We start from the raw sequence: 21,388 nt of genomic DNA on the forward strand, positions 1-21,388 counted from the left end.
CCTAGCACTACTTTGGCAGATTAACCGGTCATTTACGATGATGGGCCATCTTGGGCACTTTCACAGGGGTGCGCGAGATGTCGGAACTGGATGTTGCGCTGGCGGATTGGCTGAAGCCGTTCGTCGAGAAGCTTGGTCACAAGAAGCGGCGGCAGATGTGCCCGGTCTATATTTCGGGCCTCATCGGACCTGGTGATCGCAAGAGTATCGAGCCGATGGCGGAACGTCTGGCACCTGATCGCTACGACCGCCTGCATCATTTCATCTCGGATGGGATTTGGGATGCCGGTCCTCTTGAGGCGGAACTGGCGGTGCAGGCCGACAGGATTGTCGGGGCTTCAGATGCTTTTCTGGTGATCGACGACACAGGTCTACCGAAGAAAGGCGACCATTCTGTTGGGGTGGCGCCGCAGTACGCGTCGATGCTCGGCAAGCGCGCCAATTGCCAGACGCTGGTGTCGTTGACGCTGGCCCGCGACGAGGTTCCCGTCCCAGTGGGCTTACGATTGTTCTTGCCCGACAGTTGGACGAGTGATCAGGATCGGATGGCGAAGGCTGGTGTTCCCGAGGAGATGCGCCGATCCCGCACCAAACCGGAGATCGCGCTCGGCGAGATCGATCGGCTGATGGCCGCAGGCGTGCGGTTTGGCACCGTGCTTGCGGATGCCGGCTATGGTCTGTCGGCTGCGTTTCGCCAGGGGCTCAGTGCACGCAATCTCACCTGGGCTGTCGGTATTCCCAAGCATCAGAAGGTTTATCCTCATGATGTCGCATTGGTCTTTCCTGTCGCCGGCCATGGACGGCCACGCAAGCATTCGATCCCCGATACGCTGTCGACCGCAGCCGAAACGATCTTGGAAGGAAACACCTGGAAGAAGGTCAGTTGGCGTCACGGCACGAAAGGTCGACTGACAGCACGCTTCGCTGCCCTACGCATTCGGATTGCTGATGGCAACCCGCAACGCATCCTCGACAAGGGACAGCAGCACATGCCGGGCGAAGTGGCGTGGCTCGTTGGTGAATGGCGTTCAAACGACGAGCGCAAATACTACCTCTCCAATCTGCCGGCCGAGGCGACCTTGAAAGCGCTCACGGCGGCCATCAAGGCGCGATGGGTCTGCGAGCAGGCCCATCAGCAGATGAAGGAAGAGCTCGGCCTCGATCACTTTGAAGGTCGATCATGGCAGGGCCTCCACCGACACGCGTTGATGACGATGATTGCCTATGCCTTTCTTCAACATCAACGCCTCAACAAGGCAAAGCGGGAAAAAAAGGAAGAGGCACGGCCCGCCTAAGCCGACACTGCCGGCCATCCGACGCGCTGTCATAGCCGCGCTCTCAAACCACCATCCACCACAACGATGTCCTCACTGCCGTATCAGGTTCCTAATGACCCCAAATTCAATTCTGCCAAAGTAGTGCTAGCTGCAACAATGCCGTAACTGCATACGTGTTGCAGGAGCGCCCGATTCGGTTGCAGCGGGCAGCTTGATAAGAGGCGGCAGAATCCGCCCCTCCCATGTCCTTTTTCTTCGTTTTCGAGACTAGGCGCAGCAACCGCTTTGGGAGGCGGTTAGTCCGCAGCAGGCAGCGCCCCCCTTTGCGTTCTCGACCAACCAGCGGTCACGTGGCTTGCAGCTCGCCGGGCGCGGCAGGAGTTCGACATGGACAGCTCCGCCCCGGAGTGTCGGTAAAGATGCGCAGTAGAGCTGCATCGGTCGCACGCCGTCGCTGACTTCGAAGGTTAGCTTCGCCGATCCGTCGAGCTGCACGTGCTCGGTCACCTTTCGGATAATCGAGTGGAACTTGCCCACAGCCATGTGCGTGCGATCGGCTTCATCGATGTCCCAGAGCTGGATGAATATCTCTGACCAGGCCTCCGGATTGGCACCGCAGTCGAGAGCCGAGAACTGTCCGGCCTTGACCTCTGTGACGTGATAACCGGACTTCACCGGATGTCCGTCATAGTAGAACACCAGAGGAGAATCCTTCGCTCTGGAAAGAATTGAGACGAGGGCGCCCAGGCTAATGTCGTCCGTCTGTATTTTGCTGTTGTCGATGGCATTCATTTCCGGTAATCCTTGTTTCAACAATTCAAGGATTATTGAAATATGGATCAACGTCAAGCCCTGGCGTCGTTCGGCGCCCTGTCGCAGGAGACGCGTCTACAGATCATCCGAATGCTTGTGGTCGCCGGACCCGATGGCATGTCCGCAGGCGCGATCGCCGAGAACGCGGAAGTCTCTCCGTCGAACGTCTCGTTTCACCTCAAGGAACTGGAGCGAGCAGGTCTCATCAACCAGCAGCGGGAGTCCCGCTCGATCATTTATTCAGCGGCCTACGATGCTCTTGGGGGACTTGTTCGGTTCCTGATGGAAGACTGCTGCGCCGGACATCCTGAAATCTGCGCTCCGGCTGTAGCCGTGGCCGCATGTTGCGCGGACGGGGCGACGTCGATGTCGAAGAAGGCGAACTGATGCAAGAGTTCGATCTTCATCGGCGGCTGGCTGCAGAAGCCATCGGAACCGCCTTGCTGGTCGCGACCGTCGTCGGTTCCGGCATTATGGCATCCTCCCTGACGCAGGACACAGCGCTCGCCCTGCTTGGGAATACGTTGGCGACGGGCGCGATGCTGGCGGTGCTCGTCACGGTGCTCGGCCCGATATCGGGAGCGCATTTCAATCCCGCCGTGTCGCTGGTGTTCGCCCTGTCGCGTGTGCTGCCTAGGCGCGACCTAGCTGCCTACATCATCGTTCAGATCGCTGGCGGCGTCTCGGGTACGATGGCGGCTCATATGATGTTCGCACACCCCATCCTCGAATGGTCCTTGAAAGAGCGCTCTGGAGAGAGCCAATGGTCGGCGGAATGGGTTGCCACTTTTGGGCTCGTATCGGTCATTCTTCTCGGCATCCGCTTCGATCGAGGGGCAATCCCTTGGTTGGTCGGCCTGTACATCACGGCGGCCTATTGGTTCACGTCCTCTACATCATTCGCCAATCCCGCCGTCGCGGTCGCGCGCGCCTTCACGAACACCTTCTCTGGAATTCGGCCCGCCGATCTTCCGGGATTCGTTACGGCGGAGTTCATCGGGGCGCTATGCGCCTTCGTTCTGGTCACTTGGCTGCTTCGGCCGACCCCAACCGTGGAGACAGCATCATGAACGTCACCATCTACCACAATCCGGATTGCGGCACGTCCCGCAACACGCTGGCCATGATCCGCAATGCCGGGATCGAACCGACCGTTATCGAATACCTGAAGAACCCGCCCACGCGCGCCCAGCTCGTGAAACTGATTGCCGACGCCGGATTAACTGTCCGTGAAGCTATCCGCGAGAAGGGCACGCCCTATGCGGAGCTGGGTCTCGACAATGCCGACCTGACAGGCGCGCAGCTCTTGGATGCGATGATAAAAGATCCGATTCTGATCAACAGGCCGTTCGTCATCACGCCCTTGGGGACCCGCCTTGCTCGGCCTTCGGAAGTCGTCCTCGACATCCTTCCTGACACTCATAAAGGACCGTTCAGCAAGGAAGACGGCGAAAAGATTCTCGACGCTGATGGGAAGCGCCTTGTCTGAGCGAGTGCCCGTTCTTGCCGTGCTTGCGCTCGGTCTGACACAGATCATCGGTTACGGCACGCTCTACTATTCCTTCAGCATCCTTGCACCGGACATGGCAGCGCAGTTCTCTTGGTCCAGCGAATGGGTATTCGGCGCACTGTCCGTCGCGCTACTGGTCGGCGGGCTGACTGCCCCATGGCTGGGTATCTTATTCGATAGGATCGGTGCCGCCCGTGTGATGACGATCGGATCCTTCGTGGCTGCTGCGGCTCTGACCGTTTGTGCCCTCACGCCTAACAAGGCGGCCTATGTCACCGCACTCATTGCTGTCGAAGTTTCGGCCAATCTGGTCCAGTATGGCGCCGCCTTCGCGTTGCTCGTCCAAATCCATCCTCACGTCGCTTCCCGCAGCATTACCTATCTGACATTGATCGCCGGGTTCGCCTCGACAATCTTCTGGCCGATCACAACCGCGCTCCATGCGCATCTGAGCTGGCAGAAGGTCTATCTAGTCTTCGCAGCGCTGAACCTATTCGTCTGCATGCCGATTCACACTTGGCTGTCTCGCGAAGGAGCTTCGAACCGCGTGAAGGCCTCCACCGCTGCACCCGTTGTCGAGGGCATGCTCCCACCCGCACGACGCCGTATCGGCTTCGCGGTCATGGTCACCGGCTTCTCCTTGATGTCGCTCATTAGTTCGGCTGTTTTGGTACATCTTGTCCCATTGCTGTCCGGTCTTGGACTCGGTGCGACGTCCGCCCTCGTTGGAGCGCTTTTTGGCCCCTCGCAGGTCAGCAGTCGGCTCGTCAACATGGTCTTCGGGAAGAACTTGTCCGCGCTCCATCTAGCAATGATCGCAGCAGTGCTCATCCCCAGCGGCGTCCTTGTGCTTCTGTTCTCAGCGCCATCCGTGCTGGGTGCCATGGCCTTCGCAATCATCTTCGGCATGGGCAATGGCCTGTTGAGCATCGTGACCGGAACGCTGCCTCTGCATCTCTTTGGAAGTGAGGGCTATGGCAGGCTGCAGGGGAAGATGATGGCAGCGCGCCTGATCCTTTCAGCGCTTGCGCCATTCGTGCTTGCCTTCTCGATGGAGAACATCGGCATACCGTCATCTCTCGGCATCACGGCGACCTTGGGTGGACTTTCGATAGTCGCGCTGCTCTCCATCACGGTATTGCGGCAAGAACAACACAGGCCAACCGAGCAGAACTGACGAACGGAATGCTTCGGCGGAGCCGATCGGTCCCACGTCCCGCCCTTGGCGGCACTATGACGACGCTCCTGCTGCCTTGAATCCGCCTAAGCATGCGGCGAATGACAACCGCGATCTTTCTTCCAGACCAGCGATAGACAGCAGGATTGGCCCCACTCGACTTCGTACGGCCTTTTCCGCCCTCACAATCTCAGACCAGACATCGCTGGATTATACAGCCGATAGGCTCCCCCCATTTTCACCTTCCCGTAAAATCCCGGCATGTCACAATCCTTCCCCCATGCCTTGTCATGTCCTTCGCAACACCAATTTCGAAGGAGATGGCAATGATCCGGCAGGGCATCGCAATCGTTTATCACAGCGGCTATGGCCATACGGGCCGTCAGGCGGAAGCCGTGAGGGCGGGGGTTGAGGAGGTGGATGGCGTCGAGGCTATGCTGTTGACGGTGGACAAGGTGGAGCGCCACTGGGATGATCTCAACGCGGCGCAGGCCATCATCTTCGGATCGCCGACCTATATGGGCTCGGTCTCCGCATCGTTCAAAGCATTTCAGGAGGCAACATCGCATGCCGTTCTCGCCAGGGGCTATCTGTGGAAGGACAAGATTGCGGCGGGCTTCACCACTTCGGGGTCACGATCCGGTGACAAGCTTTCGACGCTGATGCAGATGGTGATTTTCGCAGCCCAGCACGGAATGCATTGGGTCGGCCTCGATCTTCCTCCGGCAAATTGTTCTTCAACGGGCTCGGAAGAGGATCTGAACCGCCTCGGCTTCTGGCTTGGCGCGGCGGCGCAGGCGAATACGGATGAAGGGCCGGAGACCGCACCGCCTGCTTCCGATCTCGCCACCGCCCGCCATCTTGGGCGACGGGTGGCGCTGACGACGCTGCAGTTCGTCTGCGGTCGCGACGTCAATCCGTTCGCACATGAACTTGCGGTCCATGTGTGAAATGCCGTCCGACCCGATCTTTTCCGAGCTGCGCCCGCGCCTCGTCAGGCTCGCCTACAGGATGCTCGGGTCGGTCGCGGATGCCGAAGACGTCGTGCAGGATACCTGGCTGCGCTGGCTGGCGGCCGATCGTGCCACGATTCGCACGCCTGCCGCGTTTCTGCGGACTATCGTCACCCGGCTTTGCCTGAACGAGCTGAAATCGGCACGCCGTCGCCGGGAGACCTATGTGGGCTCCTGGCTGCCCGAGCCGATCTTCGATCCGGACGATGGCGATGCGGCCGACGACATCACGCTGCCGTTGATGCTGGCGCTGGAGCGCCTGTCGCCGCTGGAGCGTGCAGCCTTTCTCCTGCATGACGTGTTCGGCATGGATTTCGACGATGTTGCGCTCGCGATCGGTCGCGAGGCTGCTGCCTGCCGCAAGCTTGCCAGCCGGGCGAGGGCGCATGTCACCGAAGCGCGGCCGCGCTTTGCCATCGGCAAAGAGCAGGGGCTCAAATTCGCCACCGCCTTCTTCACGGCGTCGAGAACGGGAGACATGGCCGCTCTTCGCGCTCTGCTTTCCGAAGATGTCGTTGTCTATGCCGATGGCGGCGGCAAGGTACCGACCTCGCTGCGGCCGCATGTCGGGCTTTCCGCCGTCATGCTCCTTCATGAGCAGCTGGCACGAATTTTCCGCGCGCAGCCCTCCCAGCTGGTCCATTATGCCGCCATCGACGGCCTGCCGGGTTTCGTGACGATAGAGGGCGGCAATGTCGCGCAGACGACCGCGCTGCAGATCGAGCAGGAAAAGGTCGTCGCCATCTATTGCACCCGCAATCCGGACAAGCTGCAGCACGTTATCAAGGCTTTGCCGCATTGACGATTGACGGCGCGAAGAGAGAGATACGAAAGCGGTCGACACCGAAGCGTAGAAGGTCGGCGAAGTCTATCACGACGAGATACTGATGCGCCTTGATACAAGTGCCTGAAAGCACTGTTCGAATTTATCCAAAAAATCCCGAGTCCAGTGGCGACTCGCTCTCGTTTGTCACAGAGCTGGACGGCTGATGACGATCTGCGGACGAGCCTGTGTCTCAGCGTGCGTATTGTTGCCGTCACTACTTCAAGCCGACGCCGCTTTACCATGCATTAACCATGACTTTCAGAATTTCTTCAGTGAGCTCAATTTGCATCGCAAAAACGCCAAACTGCAATCATGATTAAAGCACCGTTAGGTGATTGGAGCGTAGCAGGATACCGGAATGAGGGATGTACCGGTATCAGACCTCCGTCAGAGTAATGAGTAGCGGCTTGGGACAGATGACATCAGAAAATCGTGCGGTGACATGCGCAGCGGGTATGCGTTGGTTTGCTCTTTCCCTGATGTGCGCAACCATCACGGCGTGCGGAACGTCTCAGAAGGTTGCTTCGACGCGCAAGCACGGCAAGGAATATTTCTCCGAGAAGGAATATGGCGTGAAGGCGAGCCCTCGCGTCGTCAATAACGGCCCCGTGCCGAAGGGTGGCGGCCGCTTCATGGTCGGAAATCCTTACCAGGTGAAGGGTAAGTGGTATTACCCCAAGGAAGATTACAGCTACAGCAAGGTCGGTATCGCTTCCTGGTACGGCTCGGCCTTCCACGGCCGCCTGACGGCCAATGGCGAAGTCTACGATCAGCAGGCATTGACCGCCGCGCATCCGACCTTCCCGCTGCCGAGCTACGCCCGCGTTACCAATATCGAAAACGGTTCCTCCATCATCGTGCGTGTCAACGATCGCGGCCCATACCATCCCGGCCGCATCATCGACCTTTCCAACAAGACCGCGCAGATGCTCGACCTGCAGCACAGCGGCACCGGCGACGTGCGCGTGCAATATGTCGGCCGCGCCCGCATGGACGGTCATGACGAGCCTTATCTGATGGCCTCCTACATTCCGAAGGGTTCGCGCCTGCCCAGTATCAATCCTGGCGGCCAGATCGCAACCGGTGTGATGGTTGCTTCCGCCGGCCGCATGACGGCGGATCAGTTGCCCGAAACGGATACTCCCTTCCGCGCTAGCCGCCAGCAGCGCAGCTATGAGGCCGCGCCGGCGATCGCTCCCATTCCGCGCCAGTCGCCTTATGCGACGACGGCTTTCGCCGGTTCTACGCCCGACGCCGGTTACGATGGCAGCAAGCGCAACAATCTGCCCCCGATGGAATGGAATGGCGGCGCCATGCCGGCCGCAGAGCCGGCGGAGCCGTCCATGGTCGTTCTGCCGAGAATTGGCCCGATCCCCTACGAGCGGCCGGACTTCCCGCGGCGCCTTGCGAGCCTGACGGATGGAACCCTGGGCTCGACCGTTGCCGCCTACCAGGAGGCTCCCGTCAAGACCGCGTATGTGAACCTCGCCTTCGATGCCGTCATGGTTCGCAATGACGGGCTGACGCAGGAATCGATCCTTTCGTCCTATCGCCGCCAGCATCAGGGTACGACGCAGGCGGACTGATCGGTATCATTGCCTGAATCTCAACCCGTCACTAAAATAATCGTGCCGGTAATCGGATGAAGGGGACGATATGCCAAAGAGTTTGATTCTTTTGTTCCTTTTTGTCCTCGGGCTCGGCAACGCCCCCGCCTTTGCGCAGGCGGCACCCGGTACTTTCGATACGAAAGCCGCGCAGGCATTCATGATCGAAGCCTCGACCGGCACCATCCTGCTTGCCAAGAACGAGGACCAGCTGATTTCGCCGGCGTCACTTGCGAAACTGATGACGCTGGATGTCGTTTTCGACGCGATCGGGCGAGGGCAGATCAGCCTCGATACGGAATATCCCGTCTCGGAAAATGCCTGGCGGACGGGCGGCGCTCCCTCGCGTGCGTCGACGATGTTCGCAGCCCTGAAATCGCGCATCCGCGTCGGCGATCTGATCCAGGGTATTGCCGTGCAGCAGGCGAATGACGCCTGCATCGTTCTAGCGGAAGGCATGTCCGTCAGCGAGCGCGAATTCGCCCGGCGCATGACGGCACGGGCGCGCGAGATCGGCATGCCGCGGGCGACCTTCACCAATTCCACCGGACTTCCCGATGCCAACGATCCCAATGGCGGCGGCAAGGTCTCCGCGCGCGAGATGGTTCTGCTGGCACAGGATCTGCAACAGAAGTACCCGGACCTCTATAAGTATTTCGGCCAGGCCGACTTCACCTGGAACAAGATCTATCAGCGCAACAAGAACCCGATGCTTCTGCTCAATATCGGCGTGGATGGCCTGGGGCTCGGTTTTGCCGAAGGCGAGGGTTTTTCGATCGTCGCCTCCATTCAGCGCGATGGTCGCCGGCTGTTTCTGGCGCTTGGCGGACTGAAGAGCGACAAGGAACGCATTGAGGAGACGCGACGCGTGCTTGAATGGGGCCTCAGCAACTTCAAGAGCCAGCGCATCTTTGCCGATGGCGAGGTGATCGGCGATGCCAGCGTCTATGGCGGCGCCGCATCGACCGTCGGCCTGCGGGCTAAGATACCAGTCGACGTCTACGTCCCTGTGGACACGCCGGATCGGCTATCCGCCCGCATCGTCTATCGCTGGCCGCTGACGGCGCCGGTTGCTGCGGATTACGAAGCGGGAACTCTCCGCGTCTTCCTGGGCGCACGTCTGTTACGAGAGCTGCCGCTTTACACGAAGGAATCGGTCGGGCAGGGCACATTGGGCCGCCGCGCATTCGATGCTCTGATGGAGTTGACCGAGTCGCTGCTGTTCTCCTGGCTGTGGGACAAGCCTTTGCCGAGTTGAGAGGGCCGTACGGCTCGCGAAATCTCTGTTCACACCCCATATAGAGTCACGCACATCGAGACATGCATGGTTCCACCGAGGCATGTCTTGGGTTAAACAGGGTGCGTATCGCATGCCAGACGGATGGCACGCGAAAAGTGCAGGACATGATCATTGGCTGATGCAAACGGATTATTCGTAAGCTTCGAAGGCGGGGAAGGGGCCGGCAAATCCACCCAGATCCGCCGGCTGGCTGAACGGTTGCGCGAGCGTGGCCATGAGGTTCTGGTGACGCGCGAACCTGGTGGGTCACCGGGGGCCGAGGCTGTGCGGCACGTCCTGCTTTCAGGTGCTGCGGAAATGTTCGGCACGCGCATGGAGGCCATTCTCTTTGCCGCCGCGCGCAACGATCATGTCGAGGAAGTCATTCGCCCCGCGCTTTCGCGCGGCACCATCGTCCTTTGCGATCGCTTCATGGATTCCTCACGCGTCTATCAGGGCGTGACGGGCAATCTCGAGCCCGACTATATCGAGGCCCTGCAAAGGGTCGCCGTCAATGGTGTCGTGCCGGACTGCACGCTGATTCTCGATATTCCGGCCGAAATGGGCCTGGAGCGTGCACGCAAGCGGGCCTCGGGCGTCGCCGCGCCCGATCGATTCGAGAAGGAAGAGATGCAGACCCATGAGAAACGCCGCGAGGCCTTTCTCGATATCGCCGCTCGCGAACCCGATCGCTGCCACGTCATCGACGCACAGCGGTCCGAAGACGATATCGCGGCGGAAATAGCCGGGATCGTGGACAAGCGACTTGGCGCCGCCAATATCGCCTCGGGATCGGAAGCGGCACAATGAGTGACGACCGGCCGGGCGTCCTCGACGGCGCCATTCCTCCTCAAGACAATACGAGGCTCTTCGGCCATGAGGAGGCGGAAGCCTTCCTCGCCCAATCCTATCGCTCCGGCAAGGGGCATCACGCCATGCTGATCGAGGGGCCTGAAGGCATTGGTAAGGCAACCCTTGCCTTTCGTTTCGCCAATCATGTCCTCTCCCATCCCGATCCCGCATCCGCACCCGAGACGATCGGCGATCCCGACCCGGCATCCGCCGTCAGCCGCCAGATTTCCGCTGGCGCCTCCCACAATCTGCTGCATCTAAGCCGGCCGGTCGACGACAAGACCGGCAAGGTGAAGTCCGCAATCACCGTGGACGAGGTGCGCCGCGCCGGAAAATTCTTTTCGCAGACCTCCGGCACCGGCAATTGGCGGATCGTCGTCATCGACCCCGCAGACGATCTCAACCGCAGTGCGGCCAACGCCATTCTGAAGATCCTCGAGGAACCGCCGAAGCGCGCTTTGTTCCTCGTGCTTTCGCATGCACCGGGTCGGCTTCTGCCGACGATCCGCTCACGTTGCCTGCCCTTGAAGCTCGCGCCGCTTCCCGATGATGCCTTGCGTATGGCGCTCGAAAATCTGGGCGTGCCGGCCGGGCAGGGGAGCGAATTGCTCTCCGCAGCCAAGGGCAGCGTCAGCGAGGCGCTCAAGCTCCTGAATTACGGCGGCGGTGACATCATCGAGGCTTACAGGCAGGTGCTTTCGGCGGATGGACCCGCGGCCCGCAAGGCGATGCACCGCCTCGCCGATGCGCTTTCGGCCAAGGATAGCGACACGATCTTCGGTTTCTTCGTCGCTCATATCGGCGACGACATCATCGATCGCGCCCGCGCCGCCGCGCTCCACGGTTCCGTTGCCGCCGCCGAAAGACTGGCCCGCCTGCATTCCGAGACCACCGAGCGGCTGAACGTGTCGCAAGCCTATAATCTCGATCGCAAGCAAACGCTCATCGCCATCCTCGGCGAGCTCAAGCAACAGCTTTCGGCATAGACAGGCCACAATTCCCAACGGCAGCCACCACGGAGCCTCCTCTGAATCGTATCAGGGAAAGAGTAGCTTGCAGGCGACGATAGCCAGTGTAACGGCAAGGATGATGCGGACGGACCGCTCGTGCAGGCGCGGCGCCAGCAGGCTGCCGGCAACGATGCCCGGGATCGAGCCCACCAGCAGGGCGAACAGCATCGTCCAGTTGATCTCGCCGATGAACCAATAGCCCATGCCGCCGATCAGGGTCAGCGGCACGGCATGGACGATATCCGAGCCAACGATTTCGCGCACGTCCGTCTGCGGATAAAGCACCAGCAGGACGGTGACACCGAGCGCGCCGGCGCCGACCGATGTCATGGTGACGAGAGTGCCGAGCATGAGGCCGAGGATGACCGTCAGCAGGGCGATGTTGCGTGGCGATATGGTACCGCGTTCGCTGCGCCATTTGCGGATGGCCTGAAGAATCTGGCCACGGAAGATCAGCATCAGCGCCGTCAAAAGCAGGAGACATCCCAGGGACAGGGTGATGGCATGAGCAACGGCGGGGCTCTCGCGATTGACGCCGGCCATGATCCAGAGCATGGCGAGCGCCGCCGGCACGCTGCCTGACGCCAGAAGGCTCACGACCTTCCAATTGACCCGCCCATGCATGCCGTGCACGGCCGTTCCCGCTGTCTTGGTGATTGCGGCATAAAGGAGGTCGGTGCCGACGGCCGTCGCCGGGTGCACGCCGAAAAGCAGGACGAGGAGGGGCGTCATCAAAGAGCCGCCACCGACGCCGGTTATGCCGACCAGCATGCCGACGAAAAAGCCGGAAAAGGAATAAAGCGGCTGAAAGGAACCGATCAAACTCAAATTCACAAGCCCTTGAAGCAGTTGGGCAGACCAATACATAAAGCAATGAAATTCACGGCCGTCTCAGTCCTGCGTTCCAGTCTTGCGAAGGGGTAAAGGCGAGGCGGGGCCAAGTCAAGCAAGGCGCCATCCCCAACTTCCGAATGCTGCGGGCGCGAAACTTGGTGTTTCGCTCCCGGCAAACATGCGCTAAAGCGAGCGGAGCCAAGAATAACAGAGACGCAACAGTAAAAGCGGACCACTGCCCGACATGACCGAAAAAACTCCGTTCTACATCACCACCGCGATCGCTTATCCCAACGGCAAGCCGCATATCGGCCATGCCTATGAGCTGATCGCCACCGACGCGCTGGCGCGCTTCCAGCGCCTCGACGGCCGCGACGTCTTCTTTCTGACGGGTACGGACGAACATGGCCAGAAGATGCAGCAGACGGCGCGGGCCGAGGGCATGGAACCGCAGCAGCTCGCCAACCGCAATTCCGACGAATTCCAGGCGATGGGCAAGCTGCTGAACGCGTCGAACGACGACTTCATCCGCACGACGCAGCCGCGCCACCACGAGACATCGCAGAACATATGGAACCTGATGGCCGATGCCGGCGACATCTACAAGGATTCCTATGCCGGCTGGTACTCGGTGCGCGACGAAGCCTACTACCAGGAAAACGAAACGGAGCTGCGCGCCGACGGCGTGCGTTACGGGCCTCAGGGCACGCCGGTCGAATGGGTGCAGGAGGAAAGCTATTTCTTCAAGCTCTCCGAATACCAGGACCGCCTGCTGAAGCTTTACGAAGAGAACCCGGATTTCATCGGCCCGGCCGAACGCCGCAACGAAGTCATTTCCTTCGTGAAATCCGGCCTCAAGGATCTGTCGATCTCGCGCACCACCTTCGACTGGGGCATCAAGGTGCCGAACGACCCCTCGCACGTCATGTATGTCTGGGTCGATGCGCTGACGAACTACATCACGGCGACCGGCTATATCGAAGACCGCAACAATCCCCGTGCGAAATACTGGCCTGCCGATCTTCATATCATCGGCAAGGACATCATACGCTTCCACGCGGTCTATTGGCCGGCCTTCCTGATGTCGGCAAAGCTGCCGCTGCCGAAGCGCGTCTATGCCCACGGCTTCTTGCTCAACAAGGGCGAGAAGATGTCGAAATCGCTCGGCAACGTCGTCGATCCGGTCAATCTCGTGAACCATTTCGGCCTTGACCAGGTGCGCTACTTCTTCCTGCGCGAAGTCTCCTTCGGCCAGGACGGCAGCTATAGCGAGGAGGCGATCGGCACGCGCATCAATTCCGATCTCGCCAATGGCATCGGCAATCTTGCAAGCCGCTCCCTGTCGATGATCGTCAAGAACTGCGACGGTCAGATTCCGGAATGCGGTCCGCTGACCGACGAGGACAAGGCGCTTCTCGATCAGGCAGATGCCCTGCTTGCCTCGACTCGCGAAGATATGGGCAAGCAGCTCATTCATCGCGCTCTCGCTTCCATCATCGCAGTGGTTTCCGAAACCGACCGCTATTTCGCGAGCCAGGAGCCCTGGGCGCTGAAGAAGACCGACCCGGCCCGCATGGCGACCGTGCTTTATGTCACGGCCGATGTCGTGCGCCAGATCGGCATTCTGCTGCAGCCCTTCATGCCGGAATCCTCCGCGAAACTGCTGGATCTCATTGCAATCCCTGCCGACAAGCGCGATTTCGCGGCGCTCGGCGCGGCGGGCCGACTCGTCGCCGGAACGCCGCTGGAAGCGCCGAAACCAGTCTTCCCGCGCTATGTCGCGCCGACCGCCGAATAAGGTTTTCCATGCTGATCGATACGCATTGCCATCTGGATTTTGCCGATTTCGAAGAGGAGCGCGACGCGATCGTCGCGCGCGCTCACGAGGTCGGCGTCAAGCAGATGGTCACCATCTCGACCAAGGTCAGGAAGCTCGATGGATTGCTTGCGCTTACCGAGCGCTATCCGTCGGTTTTCTGCTCGGTCGGCACCCATCCGAATAGCGCCGACCAGGAGTTGGACATTCAGACGGAAGACCTCGTGCGGCTGGCCAACCAGCACGAAAAGATCGTGGCGATCGGCGAGGCGGGTCTCGATTATTTCTACGACACCGTCAAGCCGGAGGACCAGAAGACCGGCTTCCTGCGCCATATCGCTGCCGCACGCGAAACGCAGCTGCCGCTCGTCATTCACAGCCGCAGCGCCGATGAGGATATGGCCGCGATCCTGACGGAAGAGACGGGGAAGGGGGCTTTCCCCTTCATCCTCCATTGCTTCTCCGCCGGCCCTGCCCTTGCCCAGACCGGCGTCGAGCTCGGCGGCTATATCTCCTTCTCCGGAATCCTGACCTTCCCGAAATCGGAGGAGCTGCGCGAGATCGCCAAGACCATCCCGCATGATCGGCTGCTGGTCGAGACCGATGCGCCTTATCTCGCGCCAAAGCGCTGGCGCGGCAAGCGCAACGAGCCATCCTATGTCGTCAATACCGCCGAGGTGCTCGCCGATACGATCGGCGTCAGCATGGCGGATATCGCTGAAATCACCACGGCGAACGCCTTCCGTTGCTTCTCCAAGATGACGAGGGTCTGACGTCGTGACATACCGGCGACGCTTCACCATTTTGGGCTGTTCATCGTCGCCGGGCGTTCCCCGTATTACCGGGGATTGGGGCGATTGCGATCCTAAGAACCCGAAGAACCGGCGCACACGTGCGGCGTTTCTCGTCGAGCAGATCGCACCGGATGGCGGGATTACCACGGTCGTCATCGATACGGGACCGGATTTTCGTGAGCAGATGATCCGCGCCGGCGTCAGCTCCATCGACGCCGTGCTCTATACCCACGCCCATGCCGACCATATTCACGGCATCGACGATCTGCGCGGCTTCTTCCATATCTCGCATGAGCGGATCCCGATCCATGCCGATCCGCCGACCATGGATCGCATTCGCGAGGGTTTTCGTTATTGTCTGGAGACACCGCCAGGCAGCAGCTATCCGCCGATCGTGCGGCCGGTGCTGATAGAAAGCCTCGAGGCAAGCTTCACGATTGCAGGGGCGGGCGGTCCGATCCGTTTCTGGCCTCACAAGCAGCTGCACGGCGATATTCATTCGCTCGGCTTCCGTATCGGTAAACTCGCTTATTGCAGCGATATCAGTGATTTCCCGCCGGAATCGGTAGAAAAAGTTCAAGACCTCGATGTCCTGATCATCGACGCTCTGCAGTATCGGCCGCATCCGAGCCATCTATCGCTGGAACAATCGCTTGGATGGATCGAACGCTTGGCGCCGAAACATGCCATCTTGACCCACATGCACACGCCACTCGATTATGACACCGTGCTGGCAGAAACGCCCGATCATGTCGAGCCGGCCTACGATCAGATGCAGATCGAACTCGACGTGGAGGATGACGATCTATGAGCGAAGACAGCAGAAAGCTTTCGAGCCTGGAGCGCGTCGAGCTGGCGGCGAGCAATCTGGGTCTGGATATTGCGATCAAGCGTATGGAGCAGTCGACGCGGACGGCCGAGGAAGCCGCCAAGGCAGTCGGATGCGCCGTTGGCCAGATCGTCAAGTCGCTGGTTTTCGTCAACGCCGACACGCATGAATTGACGCTGCTTCTTGTTTCGGGCAGCCATAATGCCGATACGGCATATATAGCAACGACGTACGGTGTTCGACTGAAGCGCGCGGATATCGATCGCGTTCGCGACGAAACCGGCTTCGCGATCGGCGGGGTCGCTCCGATCGGCCATCTCGTCGATCTGCCCGTTTTCATGGACCAGAGCCTATTGGCTTACGACCAGGTCTGGTGCGCGGCTGGGCGCCCGGATAGCATCTTTGCCTGCAATCCGGCGCTGCTTGCCGAGAAGATCGCAGCCATGACGATCCGCATCAAGGCGAACTGAAGCGGCAATCCGCGGGCATTTAATCGGCCGCGCCGCGCAAAGCGCAGCGATACCCACGACCAGGAGGACGTGATGAGTGAGGCAGCAGGCGCAAAAAGAACCGATACGGCTTCCAGAATAATCCGCGCTACGCCACACGCGATCTTCGACGCGTTCGTCAATCCCGAAGCATTGATCGCCTGGCTTCCGCCCAAAGGCATGACGGGACACATTCACGTCTTCGAGCCACATCCAGGTGGCATTTATCGGCTGGCGCTGTCCTATGATGCAGCGGATCATTCCATACCCGGAAAATCTTCCGAACACACCGACATCGTTTCCGGCCGGTTCCTCGAAATCGTTCCTGACAAGCGCATCGTTCAGGCGGTGAATTTCGAATCCGACGACGCAGCCTTCGCCGGTACGATGATCATCACATGGTCGTGGATGGAGCTGCCGTCTGGTACGAAGGTCACCATAGTTTGCGAGAACGTGCCACATGGCATCAGCAGGAAAGATCATGACGAGGGCTTGAAATCGACTCTCGAAAATCTCGACAACTATCTGAAATGAAATAAAAAAATGGCAATCTCTTTATCGCGACCATATCAGCTTTTGTTCCATAATCTATCTTATCTGATTTTTGTGCGGCCGGAGGTGGGTTCCATTTTCGAATGCAACAGACACACAGCATTAGCCATGATTTTTGAGCATGGAATGGCCTGCTCTTCTCCGCGATTGAACAGGCCTGCCCCTCACGCCTCCAGTGTCATAACGACGATCCAGGCCTGCCATCTGACGCCTGGGATTTTGAGCAGCAGATTGTCGATCTGTTCGCCGGTGCCCCGAACCGCGGCGCCGAACGGGCTCCTGCGAAACGGAATGGAAGCAAGCGCGGCGAGCCCGAAGAACTCCAGATCGCACTTCGAAAAATATCGGCGCACGATGTCGAAGTCGGATTTCAAGAGCGGGTGCTCATCGACCGTGCGGGCCTCCGGCGTCCGGTTGCGATAGAGATTGATCACGGGGTTGTGGCCGAGCGGCTCGAAAAAGAAGGCCTTGCCGCCGGGTCTGAGCACACGCCGGATCTCGCTGAGCGATTTTTCGAGGACCAGGTGGTGCAGGATTCCGCTGCCGAAGACGACATCAAAACCCGCTGACGGCAGGCTCATCTCCTCAGCATTATCGACCTGGAACGTCACGTTGTCGATTCCGCGGAGAGCTGCCGAATTCGTGGCCTGCTGAATGGCAACATCAGAAATGTCGATACCGGTGATCCACTTGGCGGAGTGCGCGAGACCGATGCTGCTCATGCCGTTCGAGCATCCGTATTCGAGCACGTCCTTTTCGGGGCAAGCCATCCTCACCAGCCGCCAATAAGCATCCACAGCGGCTTTGACAGCGAAATAAAACGAATCCTCCTTGCGCTCCTCCACTGCACCAAAACGTTCATTATGAAAGTCGCGCTCACGCGTCAAACGTGCATCATCATACGTCATTCCGGTCCTCCCAACTTGACCCAATGCGTTGAAATATTTGCTAGCGAGATCTTACAGGAGCATCAGACCGGTCGCGGCCAATGATGGATCCTTCATTTTCGGAGAATACAAACTGAAACCAGATATCTCCGCCTATGCGAATTCGCAGTTCGGCGCGGATTCCTACCAAATCACGACAAGCGCAGCGAACGAGCAACGGTAGACATAGGGCAGTCCGCCAGTTCGGCAATCACTGTTCGTCTATTCATCATGAGAGAGCCCTCTCACCGATCGACCATGAAAAAGCCTTGCGTGAAGTTGACGGTCGGGGCATCATATTTTTGCACGAAGAAACCCGCCCCCTCACCCTGTCATGCGGCGGGATTAGCTTCTCCTCGCAGCGACTTCGGAAACGGAGCCACCCCTTATCAGCCGCCAAAAGATCAATGGTCGGCTGAATGCTGAAATCGAGCCGAAATCAGTTCGCCGAGCTTTGCTTGGGAGCGCCGGTCGATACCGTGGCCGTCGTCGCCACCGGGGCCAGATAAGTGTCCAGAAGGCTTGCCATCTTGTCGTCGCGAATCTGGGCGGTCTTCTCCCCCATGACCACGCCGACGACGCGACGGCCGTTCTTCGTTGCAGACGTCACGAGATTATAGCCGGAGGCATCGGTATAGCCGGTCTTGATGCCATCGGCACCGGCGTAGCGATACATGAGATTGTTGTGGCCGCGCAGCTTCATGCCACGGAACTTCATGCCGCGCAGCGAGAAGAGTTTGAACTCCTCCGGAAAGTCGCGCATCAGCGCAATGCCCAGCGTTGCCATGTCATGCGCGGTCGTGACCTGTTCCGGATCCGGCAGGCCGGAGGGATTTTTGAAGACAGTACTGCTCATGCCAAGCTGATGCGCCTTCGCAGTCATGATCTTGCCGAAGCTCTCCTCGGAGCCGCCAAGCTGCTCGGCAATCGCGACAGCCGCATCATTGGCCGATAGGACGACGATGCCTTCGACAGCCTCGCGCACCGTCACCTTACGGCCAGCACCGATCGCGAATTTGAAGGGCTCCTTGCTCTCGGCATTCTCCGACAAGGTAAGCTTCTGATCCCATGTCAGGCGGCCGCCATGCAGCGCCTCGAAGGCGAGATAGAGCGTCATCATCTTGGTAAGCGATGCCGGATAGTTCAATTCGTTCTCATTCGATGCCTCCAGCACCTGGCCGCTACGCGCGTCCACGACGTAACTTGCCTGACCGGCCTGCGCTATCGAAAGACTGCCAAGAAGAGACACGGCCGAAAGCGCCGCGGTAAGAAGCATTGAAGTTGTCTTGAGCATGGAACTCTATCTGGTACTCTGAATTGACGATCCGGGCGGAAGGCACCGCTGAATTTGGAAGGCGATGGATCAGACAACTCTATGGCGGAAAGAAGAACGCTGCCACAAAAAGGACTGCATGAGACATATTTGCTGTGTACTGAGGTTGAGATCATTCGGAGTGCCGGTCCCTGCCCGCTCCAAGGATCAGGTCCTGCTGCCGTAATCCGCTGCGCGCGCGTCAGAGATGAGGATGGCATAAAGTCCTCCGACCGTCCGCTTCCGGCAGTCACTTCCTGCATGGGCCCTCTCTGTGCAAACGGCACAGTTATGCGGCTCCTCTCCGGAACCTTCCCCCTTCCCGTAGCTTCGGGCCATTCAGCTCCAGAACCATGACTTGCGGACCTCGGTTCGCGCTTCGGCGCGCGTCATCCCGATATCGTGAAGCTGATCATCGGTCAGGTCGCGCAGGCTCCATCTTGTCTCGCGCTTTTCGAGGTAGATCAGAAATCTTTTGAGCGCAGCCCGCAGAAATCCCGGCTTTCGCCGTTCCCTGCCCGCACCAGCCGCTGGCGTTGCTCTACCGATATCGATTGTCATCTTCATGCTCCCTGAGCCGCATCAACATGGCTTCAGGATGCACTGGTGTTAGCAGCGATTGAAGCTTATGATCTTTATGCAATCCATAAGGAATTCTTCTAATGCTTAATCTGGATCAGCTCGCCGCCTTTATCAGCGTCGTCGATCTCGGCAGTTTTACCGCCGCGGCCGACAGGGCAGGGCTGACGCAACCGGCCGTCAGCCTGCAGGTAAAGCTTCTGGAGCAGCGCCTCGGTGTGAGACTAATCGAGCGTGTCGGCCGGCGGGCGCAGCCATCGCCGGCAGGTGCCGATCTGCTTCCGCATGCGCGCCGCATCGTAGAAGCCTGCTCCATGGCGGAAGAGGCGATGATGCCGTTTCGCGAAGGATCGGTTGGGCGCGTGAGGATCGGCAGCGGCGGCACGGCCTCGATCCACCTGCTGCCCCGCGCCATCGCAACTGCAAAGAAACGCATGCCCGATCTCGAGATCATCGTCCGCATCGGCAATATTGCAGAGATACTGCACGATCTCGAAGCCAATGCGCTCGACCTCGCGGTGGTCGCCCTGCCCGCCTCCGGTCGCTCCCTCGAAATCGAACCATTCCATGACGACGAGCTTTTGGCGGTAGCTCCCAAGGGAAGCGTAATGCCGGATGGCGGACCTGATGTCGAATTCATGAAGGACAAGGCGCTGCTGCTTTATGAAGGCGGCAATACGCGTCGCGCCACGGATGACTGGTTCCGAACTGGCGGAGCCCAACCGGAGCCCGCCATGGAATTCGGCAGCGTCGAGGCCATAAAGGAGCTGGTCGCGGCGGGCCTCGGATGGTCCATTCTTCCAGACATGGCGCTGAGGCGTGACAAATCGGACCTGTTGGTCACCTCTCCGCTCCGACCAAGACTCGTTCGGCAACTCGGCATAGTATTGCGCCGGGACAAGCATCTCACAAAAGGTCTTCGTGAAATCATGAAATCCCTACGAGAATTCCAGACGATCGGACATGCGATGTGATCGTGACAAGGTATTCTCCGGTCGTCCCGATCCTTCGATTATCTATTTCCACTGCTTGCGGCGCTCGATCTCCTCTTCAGACGGATCCGGCCCGACGAAGGAACCTGTCTTCACCGGCCCATCCGGCTGATAAGTCGCAAAGATGACACCGGTCGGAGATGACTGTGTGCGCAGCAGTTTCATCGCCGCGGGAACCGCCCCGCCGGCGAACAGCTTCTTGCCGCTACCCAGCACGAGCGGAAAGATCATCAGATTGAATTCGTCGATCAGTCCGTGGCGCAGCAAGGTCTGAATGAAATCGCCGCTGCCTTGGATGAGGAGATCCGGCCCCTCGCCTGCCTTCAGTTCCTTGATCGCCGCCACGGCATCCTTGCCAAGGGACCGGCTCTTGTTCCATTTCAGCTCGCCGTTACCGCGTGTCGCAACATATTTGGTGACGCTGTTGAATTTCGCGGCAACCGGATTGTCATTGTCGATATAGGGCCAATAGGCGGCAAAAATCTCATAGGTCTTGCGCCCGAGCAGAAGATCGAACGGCTTTTCGAACACTTCGAAGAGTGTCTTGAAGGTTTCTTCGTCGGAATAAGGAAATACCCAGCCGCCATTCTTGAAACCGCCGGTCGGATCCTCATCCGGACCGCCGGGTGCCTGCATGACGCCGTCGAGGCTGATAAATGTGGCTGCGATGACCTTGCGCATGATGTCCTCCTTTTTGCTTGGTGCTCGAAGGACGTCCCGCCGATTTCGATCCCGACATGTCATCGATTATTTTTTGAACACGCAATCTAACGTTCGCGCGGGACTTGTGACCAATTGACTCTTGAACGTCGCCACGGAATCGGCAAAATTCATCCTATCAATACTTTCCCTGAGATACGAACCCGATTGCGGGCCCGCCTCGTTTAATTGTGCTTGGATAA

The 21,388-nt window shown here is 59.4% G+C and carries 22 protein-coding genes and 1 pseudogene; 17 read left to right on the forward strand and 6 right to left on the reverse strand.

From position 1 onward, the window contains the following. Nucleotides 1–77: 77 nt before the first annotated feature. Nucleotides 78–1,442 (forward strand): annotated as a pseudogene (locus DQ393_RS05150) (IS701 family transposase). Between the two features lie 102 nt (nt 1,443–1,544). Here the strand turns inward: DQ393_RS05150 and DQ393_RS05155 are convergent. Further along, entirely contained in the window at nt 1,545–2,069 is a 525-nt protein-coding gene (locus DQ393_RS05155; RefSeq protein WP_112340738.1) for a DUF6428 family protein, read from the reverse strand. 42 nt (nt 2,070–2,111) lie between these two features. Between DQ393_RS05155 and DQ393_RS05160 the strand changes: the two genes are divergently transcribed. The 10 genes from DQ393_RS05160 (at nt 2,112) to DQ393_RS05205 (ending at nt 11,340) form a co-directional block, all read left to right on the forward strand. Then, nucleotides 2,112–2,477, forward strand: coding sequence for an ArsR/SmtB family transcription factor (locus DQ393_RS05160; protein ID WP_112340739.1), 366 nt, complete (start codon nt 2,112–2,114; stop codon nt 2,475–2,477). Further along, nucleotides 2,477–3,160 carry an aquaporin gene (locus DQ393_RS05165; RefSeq protein WP_112341050.1) on the forward strand — a complete coding sequence of 228 codons (684 nt, stop codon included), beginning with the start codon at nt 2,477–2,479 and terminating at the stop codon, nt 3,158–3,160. Before DQ393_RS05160 ends, DQ393_RS05165 begins: the two co-directional genes overlap by 1 nt. Then, a complete protein-coding gene (arsC, locus tag DQ393_RS05170; protein WP_112340740.1) occupies nt 3,157–3,579 on the forward strand; it encodes an arsenate reductase (glutaredoxin) in 423 nt (140 codons plus the stop codon). Before DQ393_RS05165 ends, arsC begins: the two co-directional genes overlap by 4 nt. Next, nucleotides 3,560–4,777, forward strand: coding sequence for an arsenite efflux MFS transporter ArsK (arsK, locus tag DQ393_RS05175; protein WP_112340741.1), 1,218 nt, complete (start codon nt 3,560–3,562; stop codon nt 4,775–4,777). Before arsC ends, arsK begins: the two co-directional genes overlap by 20 nt. Nucleotides 4,778–5,103: 326 nt before the next feature. Next, the gene (locus DQ393_RS05180) at nt 5,104–5,727 is read left to right on the forward strand and encodes a flavodoxin family protein (protein ID WP_112340742.1); all 624 of its coding nucleotides are present in this window, start codon (nt 5,104–5,106) and stop codon (nt 5,725–5,727) included. Then, entirely contained in the window at nt 5,720–6,592 is an 873-nt protein-coding gene (locus DQ393_RS05185; RefSeq protein ID WP_112340743.1) for a sigma-70 family RNA polymerase sigma factor, read from the forward strand. The genes DQ393_RS05180 and DQ393_RS05185 overlap by 8 nt, the downstream gene beginning before the upstream one ends. A gap of 440 nt (nt 6,593–7,032) precedes the next feature. Then, complete coding sequence (locus DQ393_RS05190; protein WP_169646075.1) at nt 7,033–8,202, forward strand: septal ring lytic transglycosylase RlpA family protein; 1,170 nt, start codon at nt 7,033–7,035, stop codon at nt 8,200–8,202. A 70-nt stretch (nt 8,203–8,272) separates the two neighbouring features. Then, nucleotides 8,273–9,481, forward strand: coding sequence for a D-alanyl-D-alanine carboxypeptidase family protein (locus DQ393_RS05195; protein ID WP_112340745.1), 1,209 nt, complete (start codon nt 8,273–8,275; stop codon nt 9,479–9,481). Between the two features lie 153 nt (nt 9,482–9,634). Continuing rightward, complete coding sequence (gene tmk, locus DQ393_RS05200; RefSeq protein ID WP_112340746.1) at nt 9,635–10,312, forward strand: dTMP kinase; 678 nt, start codon at nt 9,635–9,637, stop codon at nt 10,310–10,312. Next, entirely contained in the window at nt 10,309–11,340 is a 1,032-nt protein-coding gene (locus DQ393_RS05205) for a DNA polymerase III subunit delta' (protein ID WP_112340747.1), read from the forward strand. Before tmk ends, DQ393_RS05205 begins: the two co-directional genes overlap by 4 nt. 51 nt (nt 11,341–11,391) lie before the next feature. Here the strand turns inward: DQ393_RS05205 and DQ393_RS05210 are convergent, their stop codons facing one another. Further along, nucleotides 11,392–12,231 carry a sulfite exporter TauE/SafE family protein gene (locus DQ393_RS05210; RefSeq protein ID WP_181592287.1) on the reverse strand — a complete coding sequence of 280 codons (840 nt, stop codon included), beginning with the start codon at nt 12,229–12,231 and terminating at the stop codon, nt 11,392–11,394. Nucleotides 12,232–12,442: 211 nt separating this feature from the next. Between DQ393_RS05210 and metG the strand changes: the two genes are divergently transcribed. The 5 genes from metG (at nt 12,443) to DQ393_RS05235 (ending at nt 16,659) form a co-directional block, all read left to right on the forward strand. Then, nucleotides 12,443–13,996, forward strand: coding sequence for a methionine--tRNA ligase (metG, locus tag DQ393_RS05215; RefSeq protein WP_112340748.1), 1,554 nt, complete (start codon nt 12,443–12,445; stop codon nt 13,994–13,996). Between the two features lie 8 nt (nt 13,997–14,004). Beyond that, nucleotides 14,005–14,787 (forward strand): TatD family hydrolase, encoded by a 783-nt coding sequence (locus tag DQ393_RS05220; protein ID WP_112340749.1) that lies wholly within the window; start codon nt 14,005–14,007, stop codon nt 14,785–14,787. Between the two features lie 4 nt (nt 14,788–14,791). Beyond that, complete coding sequence (locus tag DQ393_RS05225) at nt 14,792–15,619, forward strand: MBL fold metallo-hydrolase (RefSeq protein WP_112340750.1); 828 nt, start codon at nt 14,792–14,794, stop codon at nt 15,617–15,619. Beyond that, nucleotides 15,616–16,107: a YbaK/EbsC family protein gene (locus tag DQ393_RS05230; protein WP_112340751.1), complete on the forward strand. Its 492-nt coding sequence runs from the start codon at nt 15,616–15,618 to the stop codon at nt 16,105–16,107. The genes DQ393_RS05225 and DQ393_RS05230 overlap by 4 nt, the downstream gene beginning before the upstream one ends. A gap of 72 nt (nt 16,108–16,179) precedes the next feature. Beyond that, nucleotides 16,180–16,659: an SRPBCC domain-containing protein gene (locus DQ393_RS05235; protein WP_112340752.1), complete on the forward strand. Its 480-nt coding sequence runs from the start codon at nt 16,180–16,182 to the stop codon at nt 16,657–16,659. A gap of 182 nt (nt 16,660–16,841) precedes the next feature. Here DQ393_RS05235 and DQ393_RS05240 read toward each other — a convergent pair whose 3' ends face one another. From DQ393_RS05240 to DQ393_RS05250, 3 genes are all read right to left on the reverse strand, one after another. After that, nucleotides 16,842–17,585, reverse strand: a complete 744-nt coding sequence (locus tag DQ393_RS05240) for a class I SAM-dependent methyltransferase (RefSeq protein WP_112340753.1) — start codon at nt 17,583–17,585, stop codon at nt 16,842–16,844. 457 nt (nt 17,586–18,042) lie between these two features. Continuing rightward, on the reverse strand, nt 18,043–18,897 hold the full coding sequence (locus DQ393_RS05245; protein WP_112340754.1) for a D-alanyl-D-alanine carboxypeptidase family protein: 855 nt from the start codon (nt 18,895–18,897) through the stop codon (nt 18,043–18,045). A 357-nt stretch (nt 18,898–19,254) separates the two neighbouring features. Beyond that, entirely contained in the window at nt 19,255–19,476 is a 222-nt protein-coding gene (locus tag DQ393_RS05250) for a DUF1127 domain-containing protein (RefSeq protein ID WP_112341052.1), read from the reverse strand. Nucleotides 19,477–19,577: 101 nt separating this feature from the next. On the opposite strand from DQ393_RS05250, the gene DQ393_RS05255 reads away from it, so the two are divergent. Further along, entirely contained in the window at nt 19,578–20,468 is an 891-nt protein-coding gene (locus tag DQ393_RS05255) for a LysR family transcriptional regulator (RefSeq protein WP_112340755.1), read from the forward strand. Nucleotides 20,469–20,510: 42 nt separating this feature from the next. Here DQ393_RS05255 and DQ393_RS05260 read toward each other — a convergent pair whose 3' ends face one another. Beyond that, entirely contained in the window at nt 20,511–21,167 is a 657-nt protein-coding gene (locus DQ393_RS05260; protein ID WP_112340756.1) for a dihydrofolate reductase family protein, read from the reverse strand. Nucleotides 21,168–21,388 lie beyond the last annotated feature (221 nt).

Source organism: Martinezella tropici, assembly GCF_003287875.1.
GTDB lineage: Bacteria > Pseudomonadota > Alphaproteobacteria > Rhizobiales > Rhizobiaceae > Rhizobium > Rhizobium tropici_C.